The 17,428-nt window shown below is 70.8% G+C and carries 1 protein-coding gene; it reads left to right on the top strand.

Going from position 1 to position 17,428, the window contains the following annotated elements; translation table 11 throughout:
• Positions 1 to 35 precede the first annotated feature (35 nt).
• Positions 36 to 17,428: non-ribosomal peptide synthase/polyketide synthase (locus ACFWP5_RS46500; protein ID WP_384171460.1), on the top strand; the 17,393-nt coding region annotated here is incomplete at its 3' end.

Genomic DNA, 17,428 nt, shown 5'->3' with positions numbered 1-17,428 from the left:
CGTTGTATGCGGGTTCGGATGATGTGGTGTTCGGTGTGACGTCGTCGGGTCGTGGTGGCCAGATCGACGGGATGGACTCGATGGTGGGTCTGTTGCTGAATACGACGCCGGTGCGGGTGCGGGTGGAGCGGGATCGGCCGGTGGTGGAGTGGTTGGCGGGGTTGCAGGATGAGCAGGTGCGGGCGCGCAGGTTTGAGCACACGCCGTTGGTCACGATCGCTGAGAGCAGTGAACTCCCGCCGGGTCAGGCCCTGTTCAACACCCTCTTCGTCTTCGAGAACTACCCGGACCAGACCCTGATCGACAGTCGCGAACTCTCCGCGGCCAGCGGTCTGGAGACCGGCCTCAACCATGTCCGCCAGCAGGCGAGTTACCCGCTCAGCGTGACCGCCGGCTCCGGACACGAGCTCATGATCAAGGTGTCGTACGAGCGGGCTCAGTACGACTCCGCGACTGTCGAGCGCTTGGCGAGCCATCTCGTCAACGTGTTGGAGAGCATCGCGGAGGATGCGGGGCAACGTGTCGGCGAGCTGCCGGTGCTCGGTGTGGGTGAGCGGCGCCAGGTGGTCGAGGAGTGGAATGAGGCTGTCGAGCCGCTGCCGGCCGTCGGTGGCGTGCATGAGCTGATCGCTGCGCGGTCGAGTGCCGGCCCGGATGCGGTGGCTGTCGTGTCGGACGGTGAGGTGCTGACGTATGGCGGGTTGATGGCCCGTGCGAACCGGCTGGCGCATCACCTGCGGGGGCTTGGAGTCGGCGCGGAGTCGGTGGTGGGGCTGTGTCTGCCGCGTGGCGTCGACATGGTTGTGGCGATGCTGGGGGTGTGGCAGGCGGGCGGCGCGTATCTGCCGTTGGATCCCGAATATCCGCTGGAGCGGCTGGAGTTCATGCTCGCCGACAGTGGTGCGAAGGTGCTGATCGGGCACAGCGCTGTGTCCGAGGTGGCTGAGCGTCTGTCGGTGGAGTCCGTGGTGTGGCTGGACGACCCGGCCGTCACCGAGGGCTTGCCGTCCGCAGCCCCCGAAGTCCCGGTTCATGGTGGCCAGTTGGCGTATGTGATTTATACGTCGGGGTCGACGGGTCGTCCGAAGGGTGTGCAGGTCGCGCATCGCAGTGTGGTGGGCATGGTGACCGCGCTGGCTCCGGTGCTGGGTGCCGGCCCGGATGTTCGCGTGTTGCAGTTCGCGTCGTTCAGCTTCGATGCGGCCGTCCTGGACGTGGCGGTGACGCTGGCGTCGGGCGGCACACTGATCGTGGCGAGCAGCGCCGAACGCACAGCCCCGGAAGCGCTGACCGGGATGATCGGAGCCCAGGGCGTAGACGCGGCGAGCGTGGTGCCGTCACTGCTCGGCGTGCTCAACCCGGACGAAGTCCCCGGCATTGAGAGGCTGTTGCTGGGTGCGGAGCGGCTGACGCAGCCGGTGGCTCAGGCATGGGCGCAGGACCGCACGCTGGTGAACACGTACGGTCCCACCGAGGCGACCGTCATGGTCACCGCCAGTCCGGTCGACGCGGACCTCCTGGTGGCTCCGCCGATCGGCGCCCCGGTGGCGAACGCCCGCCTGTACGTCCTGGACGCGCGGTTGAACCCGGTTCCGGTGGGGGTTGCGGGCGAGGTCTACATCGCGGGCCCGCAGGTCGCCCGCGGCTACCGTGCCCAGCCCACCCTGACCGCGAAGCGTTTCCTGCCGGACCCGTTCACCGCGGACGGCACCCGCATGTACCGCTCCGGCGACCGGGCCCGCTGGCTCGCGGAAGGGCAGTTGGACTTCATCGGCCGGGCGGATGACCAGGTCAAGGTCCGTGGCTTCCGTATCGAACCCGGTGAGATCGAAGCCGTACTCGCCACCCACCCCCAGATTCGCACCGCCGTCGTGACAGCCTTCGGCGACACCGAAGACCGCCGCCTGGCCGCCTACCTCGTCCCCGCCGACCCGACAGACGGCATCCCCTCCACCCCCGACCTGCGCACCTTCACCAGCGCGCGGCTGCCGGCCCACATGATCCCGGCCACCTTCACCGAACTCGCCGCCCTCCCCCTCACCCCCAACGGCAAACTCGACCGCTCCTCCCTCCCGCTCCCGGACGGCACGGCCCGCACCGGCTCGGCAGGCGAGTACGTGGCTCCCCGTACCGAGGTTGAACGGATCCTGGCCGAGGTGTGGGCACAGGTGCTTGGCGTGGAACGGGTCGGGGTCGAGGAGAACTTCTTCGACCTCGGCGGCGACTCGATCATCAGCATCCGGGTCGCGGCGAAGTCCCGGGAGTTCGGCGTTCATGTCACCGTGGCGCAGCTGTTCGAGCACCAGACGGTGGCCGGTCTGGCGTCGGTGGCGTCGAGTGAGAGCGTGACGGATGCCGAACAGGGCCTGGTTGTCGGCGACTTCTCGCCGACGCCCGTCCAACGGAGTTTCCTGGCACGTGAGTTGCCGCATCCCTCGCACTTCAACCAGTCGATGGTGCTGGAGGCGGGCCGTAGGGTCGAACCCGAGCTGCTGCGCGCCGCGTTGGCCGCGCTGGTCGAGCACCACGACGTACTGCGCTCCAACTTCGCGCAGGAGGACGGGCAGTGGGTCGGTCGTGTGACGGCGGCAGCCGAGCCGGCCGACTTGGTGACGGTGATCGATGCCTCCGCGGCGGACGTCGAAGACGAGTTCCTGGAGGCGCGCGCCACGGAGGTGCAGGCCGGTCTCGACCTGAGTGACGGTCCCCTCCTCCGGGCGGCCCTCGTCGACCGGGTCGACCGGGGTGAGCGAGGCCAACTGGTCCTCCTCGTCATCCACCACCTGGTCGTGGACGCGGTCTCCTGGCCGATCCTGCTGGAAGACCTGACTTCGGCGTACGAGCAGGTCGAGCGTGGTTCCGCGAGGGTGGAACTGCCGGCGAAGACGACGTCGTTCCCGCGCTGGGCTCAGCGGCTCGGCGAACTGGCGGCCTCCCCGGAGGTCACGGCGGAAGCCGCGTACTGGGAGGAGGTCGAGACCGCCGCGGTACGTCTCCCGCGCGACCACGACGGCCTGAACCAGAACGCCTCTGTGCGCAACGCCCGGACGACCCTGGACGCCGAGCGGACCGAGCGCCTGTTGCGCGAGGTGCCCGGCGCCTTCCGGACGCAGATCAACGACGTACTGCTCAGCGTGCTGGGCGCGGTGCTGACCGAGTGGGCAGGGACGGCGTCGGTCGTTGTCGACGTGGAGGGGCATGGCCGCGAGGACGTGGGCTCCGACATCGACGTGTCCCGTACGGTCGGGTGGTTCACCAGCGTGCACCCGGTCGCGTTGAGCGGCGCCGCCGACGGTGATCTGGGTGCGCTGCTGCGGCGTACGAAGGAGAACCTGCGGGCAGTCCCGCGCAAGGGCCTGGGACACGGCCTGCTTCGGCACCTCACCCACAGCGACCGGACGCCGCCGGGCACGGCTCTCGCCGCCGAGGTCTCCTTCAACTACCTCGGCCAGTCCTCCCATCACCCGGCGGACACCCGCACCCCCGCCCCCGACCGGGCCCTCTTCGGTCCGTCCGGCCGGTCGCTCGGCGAGTCCCAGTCGGCGGACGGCACGCGTACGCATCTCATCGAGGTGAACAGCCAGGTCGCCGACGGCAGCCTGGAGATGGAGTGGACGTACAGCTGCGAGGTGCACGACGAGACGACCGTGCAGCACCTCGCACAGCGGTACGTCGATGTCCTCGCCGACCTGATCGAGTACTGCTGCCGTCCGGAGGTCGCCGGACACACCCCGTCGGACTTCCCGCTCGCCCGACTCGACCAGGACGCCCTGGATCTGATCACGGGCCGCATCCCGACGGTGATCGAGGACATCCATCCGCTGACCGCGGTCCAGCAGGGCATGCTCTTCCACACGCGGCTGGCCACCGAGCCCGGCATGTACTGGGCCCAGAACGGCGTCCTCCTCGAAGGCCGACTGGATCTCGACGCCCTGAAGCAGGCGTGGGAGCTGGTCCTCGCCCGGCACGAGGTGCTGCGTACCGCGGTGGTGTGGGAGGGGGTGCCGGAGCCGCTGGCGGTGGTCTCCCGGTCCGTACCCCTGCCCCTGCACGAACTGGACCTGGCGCACCTCGACGAGGAGGCGCAGCGGCGCGCCGTATCCGAGCATCTGGAGGCCGACTGGGAACGGGGCGCGGACTTCTCCGCTCCGACACTGGTGCGGATCTCCCTGCTCCGGCTGGCCGACGAACGGCACCAACTGGTGTGGAGCTTCCATCACTTGCTGCTCGACGGGTGGAGTGTGCCCATCGTGCTGAACGAAGTGCTGGAGGCGTACCAGGCACTCCGTGAGGGCAACCGGCCGCGGCTGGCCGCCCGTGCGCCCTTCCGGGACTTCGTCGCCTGGGCCGTCGGACAGGACGCGGAGGAGGCGCGGGAGTACTGGCGCGAGAGGCTGGCCGGGATTTCCGAGCCCACGACCCTCGGCCTGGAACACGCCACCGGGAACCAGGGGCGGGACGAGCGCCGAGTACCGCTGCCGGCCTCGGTGTCCACGTCGGGTCTCGCCGAGTTCGCCCGCAGGCACCGGCTGACGCCGAACACCGTGGTGCAGGGCGCGTGGGCGCTGGTGCTCGGCCTGTACGCCGGCAGCGACGACATCCTGTTCGGCGTGACCTCGTCGGGCCGTGGCGGTCAGATCGACGGTATGGACGAGATGGTCGGCCTGCTCATCAACACCACCCCCGTGCGGGTGAGCATCGACCGTGACCGGCCCGTCGCCGACTGGCTGTCCACGCTGCAGGACGAGCAGGTGCGCGGCCGCAGGTACGAGCACACGCCGCTGGTGACCATCGCCGAATGCGGTGAACTACCGCCGGGACAGGCCCTGTTCGACACCGTCTTCGCCTTCGAGAACTACCCCGACCAGGCTCTGGTCGAGGGTGGGCGGGCCGGACAGTACGCGGGCGAGGACGAGGGTCTTCGGGCCGGGACCAACTATGGACGCGACCAGTCCAACTACCCCCTCGGCGTGATCGCCTCCTCCGCGCACGAGCTGGTCGTCCGTCTCTCCTACGACCGCGCCCACTACGACGACGAGGCTGTCGAGCGGCTCGCGGGCCACCTGGGTACGGTCCTGGAGGCCATCGCCGCCGACACCGGCCAGTACGCCGGTGACCTGCCCGTACTGACGGCGGACGAACACGAGCGGCTGCTGCGGGAGTGGAACGACACCGCCGTGGCGCTGCCCGCGGCGAGTGGTGTCCACGAGCTGATCGCCGGGCACGCGGACGTGAACGGCGACGCGGTGGCCGTCGTGGCGGGCGCGCGGTCGCTCTCGTACGACGGACTGATGCGGCGCGCCAACCGGCTCGCGCGGCGTCTTCGCCGGGCGGGCATCGGGTCCGAGTCCGTGGTGGCGCTGTGCCTGGAGCGCGGTGTGGACCTGGCGGTCGCGGTCCTCGCGGTGTGGCAGGCGGGAGCGGCGTACCTGCCGCTCGATCCCGAATACCCGGCCGAGCGGCTGGAGTTCATGCTCGCCGACAGCGGTGCGACGGTGCTGATCGGGCACCGGAGCATAGCCGCCGACCTGGTGGCGCAAACCGCGCCGGAGACCGTGCTGTGGCTGGACGACCCGGCCACCTGGACGGACCTCGCGGCGCTCCCCGACGCCCCTCCGCAGGGACGCGTCCTGCCCGACCAGCTCGCGTACGTGATCTACACCTCCGGATCGACCGGCCGGCCCAAGGGCGTTCACCTGTCCCACCGGGGGCTGGTCAGCCTGTCCACCGCGCAGCGGACGGCGCTGGGTACGGGACGCGACGACGTCGTGCTCGGATTCGCGCCGTTCAGCTTCGACGCCTCGGTGTGGGAGCTGGTGATGGCGCTGGCGGTGGGCGCGACCCTGGTGGTCGCCGAGGCGTCCGAGCGTTCCGACGCCGAACGGCTGGCGTCCCTGGTCGTGCGTACCGGGGTCAGCGTGGCGACCGTACCGCCGTCCCTCCTGGACGTGCTGCGGCCGGGTGACCTCGACGGCATGACCACCCTTGTCACGGCGGGCGAACGGCTCGACGCGACGCTCGCCGCCGCGTGGAGCGACCACCACCGGCTGCTGAACGCGTACGGGCCGACGGAGAGCACGGTGTGCGCGAGCATCGCCCCGATCGGGGTGACGCGGCCGCACGACGTGCCCGGTGTTCCTCCCATCGGTGCTCCCATCGCAGGCACCCGGGTGTTCGTCCTGGACGCGTTCATGAAGCCGGTGCCGGTGGGTGTGCCCGGTGAACTGTTCATCGGCGGACCGCAGTTGGCGCGCGGCTACGGCGGCCGTCCGGCGCTCAGCGCCGAGCGGTTCGTGGCCGACCCGTTCACCGGGGACGGCTCCCGCCTGTACCGGACCGGGGACCGGGTGTGCTGGCTGGCGGACGGGCAACTGGAGTTCCTGGGCCGCGCGGACGACCAGTTGAAGGTACGCGGCTACCGCGTCGAGCCCGCCGAGATCGAGGTGGCGCTCGCCGCCCATCCGGGCGTCCGGACAGCGGTCGTCACCGCGTTCGGCGAGGGCGGGGACCGCCGTCTGGTGGCGTACCTGGTCCCGGCCGACCAGTCCGAGGGCACCCCGGCCGCTGCCGAACTGCGCGCCTTCGCGGGCGAACGGCTCCCCTCGTTCATGGTCCCGTCCGTCTTCGTCGAGCTGGCCACGCTGCCGCTGACACCGAACGGCAAGACCGACCGGGCGGCCCTGCCCGAGCCGGAAGGGAGCCGGGCCGGTTCCGGCAACCGGTACGTCGCTCCCGGCACCGCGACCGAGGAGCTCCTCGCCGGTATCTGGGAGCGCGTCCTCGGCGTGGACCGGGTCGGTGCCACGGACGGCTTCTTCGACCTCGGCGGGCACTCGCTGCTGGCCGGCCAGGTCGTCTCCCGGGTGCGGGAGATCCTCGCGGTCGACCTCCCGCTCTCCGCGCTGTTCGACCATCCGACGGTGCGTGGTCTGGCCTCGGTGATCGACGGTTCCGCGCGGGACGCCGCGCCCCCGGTGGCGGCCGTATCCCGGGACGAGGCGCTGCCGTTGTCGTTCGCGCAGCAACGGCTGTGGTTCCTGGACCAGTTGGAGCCGGGCTCGCCCGAGTACAACATGTCGACCCGTGTGCGTCTGACCGGCGATGTGGACCTCGCGGCGCTCGGCGCGGCACTGGACGCGATCGTCGCCCGCCACGAAGTCCTGCGGACCCGGCTCGTGGCCGACGCGGACGGTGTCGCACACCAGGTGATCGACCCGCCGACGGGCCTCCCGCTGCCGGTCGTGGACGTCAGCGGGTGCGCCCGGCCCCGGGACGAGGCCGACCGTCTGGTCGGCAAGGACGGACTCACCCCGTTCGACCTGGCGCGCGGTCCCCTCGTCCGGGCCACCCTCGTCCGGCTCACCCCCGACGAGCACGTACTGGCCCTGGCGATGCACCACGTCGTCTTCGACGAGTGGTCGGACGGCATCCTCCGCCGCGAACTGTCGGCGCTGTACGAGGCGTTCCGCGCGGGTGAACCGAATCCGCTGGAGCCGCTCGCCGTGCAGTACGCCGATGTCGCCGCCTGGCAGCGCCGGTGGCTGTCCGGCGACGTCCTGGACAGCCAACTGGGTTACTGGACCGAGCAGTTGCACCAGACTCCGGTGCTGGAGCTGCCGACCGACCGGGCGCGCCCCCTCGTACGGTCCACCGAAGGGGCGGTCGCCAGGTTCGCCGTCGCTCCCAGGACCGCCGAGGCCCTTCGCGCGCTGTCCCGCGAGCACGGCAGCACCATGTTCATGACGCTGCTGGCCGGGTTCAACGTGCTGCTGGGCCGCTACGGCGACACCGACGACGTCACCCTGGGCACACCGGTCGCCAACCGGGGCCTCGCCGAGACCGAGGACCTGATCGGGTTCTTCGTCAACACCCTCGTCCTGCGCACCGACCTGTCCGACAACCCGTCCTTCACCGAACTCCTGGGCCGGGTGAGGGAGACGGCACTGGGCGCCTACGCGCACCAGGACCTGCCGTTCGACCGGCTCGTCGACGCCCTCGTGACGGAACGGGACCGGTCCCGCACCCCGCTGTTCGACGTCATGTTCAGCTATGTGCCCGCGGAACCGGGCGAGGGCGGCACCGCGAGCGGCGACACGGCCGAGGAGACGGACACCGGCGGCGCCCCGGAGCCCATCCCCGTCAAGTTCGACCTCGTGCTGACCCTGGCGGACGAGAACGGCTCGCTGACCGGTGAACTCCAGTACAGCTCCGCCCTGTTCGACGCCACGACCGCCCAGCGGATGACCGGGCACCTGGTCACCCTGCTCGACGCGGTCGCCGCCGACCCGGACCGGCACATCGGCGAACTCCCGTTGCTGCCCCGCGCGGAGCGCCACCAGGTCGTCCACGAGTGGAACGACACCGCCGTAGACCTGCCTCCCACGGGCGGTCTGCACGAGCTGATCGCCGCCCAGGCTGCCGCGACCCCGGACGTGGCGGCCGTCATGGCCGGCGAACACACGCTCACGTACAGCGCGTTGATGTCACGGGCGAGCAGGCTCGCCCACCACCTGCGCCGGGCGGGGGTGGGCCCCGAGTCCGTAGTGGCACTGTGCCTGGAACGCGGCGCTGACATGGCGGTCGCCACCCTGGCGGTGTGGCAGGCCGGCGCGGGCTATCTGCCCCTCGACCCCGCCTATCCGCTCGAACGGCTCCAGTTCATGGTGGCCGACTCGGGCGCGGCCGTCCTCCTGGGCCACGAGACGGTGGCCGCCGGCCTCGTGGCCGACGCCACCCTGGACACCGTGCTGTGGCTGGACGACCCGGCCACCTGGACGGACCTCGCGGCGCTCCCCGACGCCCCTCCGCAGGGACGCGTCCTGCCCGACCAGCTCGCGTACATCATCTACACCTCCGGCTCGACGGGGCGCCCCAAGGGCGTCCACGTGCCCCACCGGGGTGTGACGACGCTCGCCGAGGCGATGCGGCCGCTGCTGCACGCCGGGCCGGGTGACCACGTGCTCGGATTCGCCTCGTTCAGCTTCGACGCCTCGGTGTGGGAGGTGGTGATGTCGCTGCCCACCGGCGCGACCCTGGTCGTGGCCGAAGCGCAGGACCGCACCCCGCCCGAGCGGCTGACCTCGCTGATGCGGCGCAGTGCCGTGAGCCTGTCGTTCATGACGCCTTCCGTGCTGGAGGTGCTGCCTCCCGACGAACTCCCCGATCTGGCAACGGTGTTGGTGGGCGGGGAGCGCGTGGAGGCCGCGCTCACCGAACGGTGGCGCGACCGTCTGCGGCTGCTCAACGTCTACGGCCCGACCGAGACCACCATCGCCACCACCGCGGGCGAGGTCGAGACCGACGGCACACCGCCGATCGGCACTCCCTACCTCAACGAACGGGTCCACGTACTCGATCAATGGCTGAACCCGGTGCCCGTGGGCGTCGCGGGCGAACTGTTCATCGGCGGCGCCGGAGTCACCCGCGGCTACGGCGGCCGCGGGGCCCTGACCGCGGAGCGCTTCCTCGCCGACCCGTTCGCGGGCGACGGCTCCCGCATGTACCGCTCGGGCGACCGGGCACGCCGACTGCCCGACGGGCAGCTGGAGTTCATCGGCCGCGCCGACAACCAGGTCAAGGTCCGCGGTTTCCGTATCGAGCCCGGCGAGATCGAGACCGTACTCGCCGAACACCCGGGCGTCCGAACCGCTGTCGTCACGGCCTACGGAACCGGTACGGAGCGCAAGCTCGTCGCCTACCTGGTCCCCGCCGACATGGCCGAAGGCCTGCCGCCCGTCACCGAGTTGCGCGCGTTCGTGGGTGAGCACCTGCCCAAGTTCATGGTTCCGGCGGTCTTCACCGAGATGGCCGGCATGCCGATGACGCGGAGCGGCAAGATCGACCGCGGAGCCCTGCCCGCGCCCGACGGAACGCGCGCGGTGGCCGCGAGCACCTATGTCGCGCCCCGCACCGACGTGGAACGGATCCTCGCCGAGGCCTGGGCCCAGGTCCTCGGCCTCGACCGGGTCGGCGTCGAGGACAACTTCTTCGACCTCGGCGGCGACTCCATCATCAGCATCCGCGTCGTGGCCCGGGCCCGCGAGTACGGCGTCCACGTCACCGCGGCCCAGCTGTTCGACCACCAGACGGTGGCGGCCCTGGCATCCGTGGCATCGGGCGAGAGCGTGGCGGACGCCGAACAGGGCCCGGTGGTCGGGGAGTTCCCGCTGACCCCCATCCAGCACTGGTACCTGGAACGCGAGTTGCCGGCACCGTCGCACTTCAACCAGTCGGTGGTCCTGGAGGCCGTCGACCGGGTGGACACCGACGCGCTCCGAGCGGCGGCACGCGCCGTGGTGGAGCAGCACGACGCGCTGCGCTCCCGCTTCGTACAGGACGACGACGGTGTGTGGACCGGGTACGTGGCGGCCGTCGAGCCGGCCGACCTGGTGTCGGTGATCGACGCCTCCGCCGCGGACGGCGAGGAGGAGTTCCTGGAAGCCCGGGCCACAGAGGTGCAGGCCGCGCTCGATCTGCACGAGGGCCCCCTGCTGCGACTGGCCCTCTTCGACCGGGGCGAGCACGGCCAACTGCTTCTCCTGGTCGTCCACCACCTGGCCGTGGACGCGGTCTCCTGGCCGATCCTGCTCGAAGACCTGACATCGGCGTACGAGCAGGCCGCGCGCGGCGCCACGACGGTGGAACTGCCGGCCAAGACGACGTCGTTCCAGCGCTGGTCGCAGCGGCTCGGCGAACTGGCGGCCTCCCCGGAGGTGACGGCCGAAGCCGCCCACTGGCGGGAGACCGAGCTCTCGGCCACGCCTCTCCCGCGCGACCGGGACGGGCGCAACACCGTGGCCTCGGCCAGGGACGTCGTCACCGCGCTCGGAGCCGAGCAGACCGAACGGCTGCTGCGCGAGGTGCCGAGCGCGTTCCGGACACAGATCAACGACGTGCTGCTCACGGCACTCGGCATGGTCCTCGCCCCCTGGGCGCGTGTCCCGTCGGTGGTCGTGGACCTGGAGGGCCACGGCCGCGAGGACGTCGGCGCCGACGTGGACGTGTCCCGTACGGTCGGCTGGTTCACGAGCATGTACCCGGTCGCCCTGACCGGCGCCCGGGACGGGGACCTCGGAGCCGCGCTCCGCCGTACGAAGGAGTACCTGCGGGCGGTCCCGAGGAAGGGCCTGGGACACGGGCTGCTCCGCCACCTCACGGACCGGCTCCCGCGCACGGGCACCGCGGCGGAGGTCAGCTTCAACTATCTGAGCCGGCGCGTCGACACCCACGAGTCCGCCCCCGGCGGCGGGACGGGCCCGTTCCGGCCCGGCAGGGGATCGCTGGGCCGTACCTGGTCGGAGGAGGGCGACCGCGCCCACCTCATCGACGTCAACTGCCGGGTGTCCGACGGCCGGCTGGAAATGGTGTGGACGTACGGCACCGAGGTGCACGACGAGGCGACGGTACAGCGGCTCGCACAGCGGTACGCCGACGTCCTGGGCGACCTCATCGAGTACTGCTGCGAGTCCGACGTCCACGGGCACACCCCGTCGGACTTCCCCCTGGCCCGCGTCGACCAGCAGGCCCTCGACCGCGTCGCACGGCAGCTCCCCACGACGATCGAGGACATCTATCCGCTGACGGCACTGCAGCAGGGAATGCTGTTCCACACGCAGTTGTCCGCGGACCCCGGCATGTACTGGGTCCAGAACGGCATGCTGCTGGAAGGTGAACTGGACCTCGAAGCCCTCAGGCGCGCCTGCGAGTTGGTGTTCGCCCGTCACGAGGTGCTCCGCACCACGGTCGTGTGGGACGGCGTGCCCGAACCACTGGCGGTGGTCTCCCGGTCCGTACCCCTGCCACTGCGGGACCTCGACCTGTCCCACCTGGCGGAGGAGGCGCGGCAGCAGGCGATCGGCGACCACCTGTCGGACGACTGGGCCCGCGGCGCGGACTTCTCCGCTCCCACCCTGGTGCGCCTGGCACTGATCCGGCTGGCCGGCGACCGGCACCAACTCATCTGGAGCTACCACCACTTGCTGCTCGACGGGTGGAGTCTGCCCATCGTCATGGGCGAGATGCTGGAGGCCTACCAGGCCTATCGCTGTCGAAGCGTGCCGGACCTGGCGCCCCGCCCGTCCTTCCGGGACTTCATCGCGTGGACCACCGCCCAGGACGGGGACGAAGCACGGGAGTACTGGCGCGAACGGCTGTCCGGCATCACCGGGACCACGACTCTCGGCGTAGCCCGTGCCACCGGCGACAGCGGGCGCGACGAACGGCTGGTCTCCCTGCCGCCGACCGTGGCGGCGTCCGGCCTGGCCGAGTTCGCCCGCCGGCATCGGCTGACGGTCAACACCGTGGTGCAGGGCGCCTGCGCGCTGGTGCTCGGCCTGTACGCCGACAGCGACGACGTGGTGTTCGGCGTGACCTCCTCGGGCCGCGGCGACCAGATCGACGGTATGGACGCGATGGTCGGTCTGCTCATCAACACCACACCGGTGCGGGTCCGCGTCGACCGGGACCGGCCGGTGGCCGACTGGCTCGCCGAGCTCCAGGACGAGCAGGTACGGGCCCGCGGGTACGAGCACACCTCGCTCGTGACGATCACGGAGTGCAGCGAACTCCCGCCCGGTCAGGCCCTGTTCGACACCCTCTTCGTCTTCGAGAACTTCCCCGACCAGACCCTGGCCGCCAGCCGGGAGACCTCTGCCGCCGACGGCCTCGAAGCCGGTCTCGACTACGGGCGCGAGCAGGTCAACTACCCCCTCCACATCACCGCCGGCTTCGGCCGCGAACTCAAGGTCAAGCTGTCGTACGACCGTGCCCGCCTCGACGCCGCAACCGTGGAGCGGATGGCCGGACACTTGGCGACGGTGCTCGCGGCGATCGCCGAGGACGCCGGGCGACAGGTGGGTGGGCTGCCGGTGCTGACCACCGCGGAGCGGGATCGGCTGGTGGGTGAGTGGAACGACACGGCGACCCCGCTGCCGACGACGGGTGGGGTGCATGAGCTGATCGCCGAACGGGCGCGGTCGGCGCCGGACGCGGTGGCCTTGGTCTCGGGCGATGTGTCCTTGACGTACGGCGGGTTGGCGGGACGGGTGAACCGTCTCGCGCGTCATCTCCGTCAGGTGGGCGTGGAGCCGGAGTCCGTGGTGGCGCTCTGCCTGCCCCGTGGGGTGGACATGGTGGTCGCCGCGTTGGCGGTGTGGCAGGCGGGTGGTGCGTATCTGCCGTTGGATCCGGAGTTTCCGGTGGAGCGGCTGGAGTTCATGCTGGCCGACAGTGGTGCGTCGGTGCTGGTCGGGCATCAGGCGGTTGCTGCCGGTCTGGTGGTGACGGCACAGGTCGAGTCGGTGGTCTGGCTGGATGATTCGGCGACGGCGGAGACGCTGGCCGCGTATCCCGCCGGTGGCCCTGAAGTACCTGTCCACGCCGACCAGTTGGCGTATGTGCTGTACACGTCGGGCTCGACCGGACGGCCAAAGGGTGTGCAGGTCTCCCACCGCAACCTGGTGAGTTTCCTGACCGCTATGGCAGGGCGCCCGGGTCTGGACGGCGAGGACGTGCTCTTGGCGGTGACCACGCTGGGCTTTGACATCTCGGGGCTTGAGCTGTGGCTGCCTCTGGTGTCCGGCGCCCGGGTGGTGGTCGCCGGCGGTGACGTGGCAGGGGTGCCCGCTGTGCTGGCGGGTGAGTTGGTGCGGGTCGGTGCGACGGTGATGCAGGCGACGCCGGCGACCTGGCAGATGCTGGTGTCGGACGGCTGGCCGGGTCTGCCGGGTCTGCGTGCCCTGTGCGGCGGTGAGGCGCTCCCGACGTCCTTGGCGCGGGCGTTGGTGGAGCGTACGGCCGGTGTGTGGAACATGTACGGGCCGACGGAGACCACGATCTGGTCGGCGTGCGAACCCGTCGACGGCGGCGTACCCGGTATCGGCGAGCCGATCGCGAACACCCGGGTCTACGTGCTGGACGAGCGGCTGGCTCCGGTGCCGGTGGGCGTGGCGGGCGAGCTGTTCATCGGCGGTGCCGGAGTCACCCGCGGCTATCTCGGCCGCCGGGCGCTGACCGCCGAGCGGTTCGTTGCGGACCCGTTCGCCGCCGACGGCGGGTGCCTGTATCGCACCGGCGACCGGGTGCGGTGGCTGGACGGTGGGCGTCTGGAGTTCCTGGGCCGGGGGGACGACCAGCTGAAGGTCCGCGGCTTCCGGATCGAGCCGGGTGAGATCGAGTTCGCCCTGTCCACGCATCCGCGGATCGGTTCGGCGGTCGTCTCCGCGCTCGGCGAGGGAGCCGAACGCCGGCTGGTGGCCTACCTGGTACCGAGTGTCCCGAGCGAGGAGGGCGGAAGCACTCCGCCGCCGGGAGAGCTGCGCGAGCATGTACGGCAGACGCTGCCGGAGTACATGGTCCCGTCCCTCTTCATGGAACTGGCGGCGCTTCCCCTCACACCCAACGGAAAGATCAACCGGTCCGCCCTGCCCGAGCCGGACGGACTGCGGCCCGAGGGCGGTTACGTCGCTCCCGTGACCACGACCGAGGAACTCCTCGCCGGAATCTGGACCCAGGTCCTCGGCTCGGACCGTGTCGGCATCACGGACGGCTTCTTCGATCTCGGCGGCCACTCACTCCTGGCCACACAGGTGATCTCCCGCATCCGGGAGGCCTTCCGGGTCGAGATACCTCTCGCCGTCCTCTTCGACGCGCCGACCGTACGGGAGCTGGCGGCGGCGGTCGACAGCGCCGGACGAGGCGACGTCCTGCCGCCGATCACGATCGCGGACCGCACCCGGGCACTGCCGCTGTCCTTCGCGCAGCAGCGGCTGTGGTTCCTCGACCAACTGGAGCCCGGTTCGGTCGAGTACAACCTGCCCACGCCGATGCGCTGGCGCCACGCCGTGGACGTCGACGCCCTGGCCGCGGCGCTGGGGGCGGTCGTCGCCCGGCACGAGATCCTGCGGACCCGGCTGACGGCGGGCGCCGACGGAGTGGCGTACCAGGTGATCGACCCGCCGTCGGGATTCGCCCTGCCGGTGGTCGACGTGTCCGGTAGCGCCAACCCCGCGGCGCTCGCATGGGAGTTGGTCTCGGCGGATGCCGTCACGCCCTTCGACCTGGCGAACGGCCCGATGATCCGCGCCACACTGATCCGGCTGGCCCCGGACGAGCACGTACTGGCTCTGGCCACGCATCACGTGGTGTCCGACGAGTGGTCGGACCGCATCCTCCAGCGTGAACTGCTCGCTCTGTACGAGGCGTTCGGCGCGGGCCGGCCGGATCCGCTGCCGCCGCTGTCGGTGCAGTACGCGGACTTCGCGGTGTGGCAGCGCGCATGGCTGACCGGCGCGACCCTGGACGCGCAACTCGACTACTGGCGGCAGGAGTTGACCGGAGTCCCGGTACTGGAACTCCCCACTGACCGGCCGCGCCCGCCCGTCCGGTCCACCGAGGGCGGGGTACACAGGTTCGCGGTCCCGGACAGGACCGCGAAGGCCCTGCGCACCCTTTCCGGCCGCAGCGGAACGACGATGTCGATGACGCTGCTGGCGGCGTTCAGCGTGCTGCTGGGCCGCTACGCCGGCTCGGAGGACGTGGTGGTGGGCACGCCGGTGGCGAACCGGAATCGTGCCGAGACGGAGGACCTGATCGGGTTCTTCGTCAACACCCTGGTCATGCGGACGGATCTGTCCGGCGACCCCTCGTTCGGGGACGTGCTGGAGCGGGTGCGGGAGACCGCACTGGGTGCGTACGCGCATCAGGATGTGCCGTTCGAGCAGCTCGTCGACGAACTAGTCACCGAGCGGGACCGTTCCCGTACCCCGCTGTTCCAGGTCCTCTACACCTACGCGGCGGCAGACCCTGACGACGCTCACCACGAGGAGACGGGAACCGGGCCCGACGCCGATCCGGGTCCAGGCCGGAACACCGGTCCTTTGCCGGTGAAGTACGACCTGATGCTCGCCCTGGCGGAATCGGGCGGTGCTCTGACCGCGGAGATCCAGTTCAGTACGGCGTTGTTCGATGCGGTGACGGTGGAGCGGATGGCGGGGCATCTGGTGACGCTGCTGGAGGCTGTCGTCGCCGATGTGGGCTGCCCCATGGGGGAGTTGCCGCTGTTGACCGCGGTGGAGCGGGATCAGTTGGTGGGGGAGTGGAACGACACGGCGGTGGTGCTGCCTGCGTCGGTGGTCGGCGTGCATGAGTGGGTCGCTGAGCGGGCGGCGGTGGCGCCGGATGCGGTGGCTGTCGTATCGGGTGAACTGGCTCTGACGTACGGCGGGTTGGCGGCGCGGGTGAACCGGCTCGCGCATCATCTGCGGGACGTGGGTGTGGGGTCGGAGTCGGTGGTGGCGCTGTGCCTGGAGCGTGGTGTGGACATGGTGGTTGCCGCGTTGGCGGTGTGGCAGGCGGGTGGTGCGTATCTGCCGTTGGATCCGGAGTTTCCGGTGGAGCGGCTGGAGTTCATGCTGGCGGACAGTGGTGCGTCGGTGCTGGTGGGGCATCGGGCGGTTGCTGTTGGTCTGGTGGTGTCGGCCGAGGTCGAGTCGGTGGTGTGGCTGGATGATCCGGCGACGGCGGACACGCTCGCCGGGCTTCCCGCCACCGTCCCTGAAGTACCCGTCCAGGCACAGCAGTTGGCGTACGTGTTGTACACGTCGGGGTCGACGGGTCGGCCGAAGGGTGTGCAGGTCTCGCACGGCAACCTGGTCAATTTCCTGACTTCGATGGCCGAGCGGCCCGGGCTCGATGCCGCGGATGTGCTGTTGGCAGTTACGACGCTGGGCTTTGACATCTCGGGGCTTGAGCTGTGGCTGCCTCTGGTGTCCGGCGCCCGGGTGGTGGTCGCCAGTCGGGATGTGGCGGGTGTGCCTGCCGCGCTGGCGGGTGAGTTGGTGCGGGTGGGTGCGACGGTGATGCAGGCGACGCCGGCGACGTGGCAGATGCTGGTGTCGGACGGCTGGGACGGTGTACCGGGTCTGCGTGCCCTGTGCGGTGGTGAGGCGCTGCCGACGTCCTTGGCGAGGGCGTTGGTGGAGCGTACGGCCGGGGTGTGGAACATGTACGGGCCGACGGAGACCACGATCTGGTCGGCGTGCGAACCCGTCGACGGCGGCGCACCTGGTATTGGTGGACCGATCGCGAACACGCGGGTCTATGTGTTGGACGAGCGGTTGAACCCGGTCCCGGTCGGGGTCGGAGGCGAGTTGTTCATCGGCGGCGCCGGAGTGACCCGTGGCTATCTCGGTCGCCGGGCGCTGACCGCCGAGCGGTTCGTGGCGGACCCGTTCGCCGCCGACGGCGGGCGCCTGTATCGCACCGGGGACCGGGTGCGCTGGCTGGCCGAGGGCCGTCTGGAGTTCCTGGGCCGGGCCGACGATCAGCTGAAGGTGCGCGGTTTCCGGATCGAGCCGGGTGAGATCGAGACCGCTCTGACGGGCCACTCGCAGGTCAGCGCGGCCGTGGTCACCGCACACGGTGAAGGAGC

Origin of the sequence: Streptomyces sp. NPDC058469 (genome assembly GCF_042721125.1) — a bacterium.
Taxonomy (GTDB): Bacteria; Actinomycetota; Actinomycetes; order Streptomycetales; family Streptomycetaceae; genus Streptomyces.
Note: the sequence above shows the minus strand (reverse complement) of the source record. Positions and strands in the feature narration are given on the sequence as shown.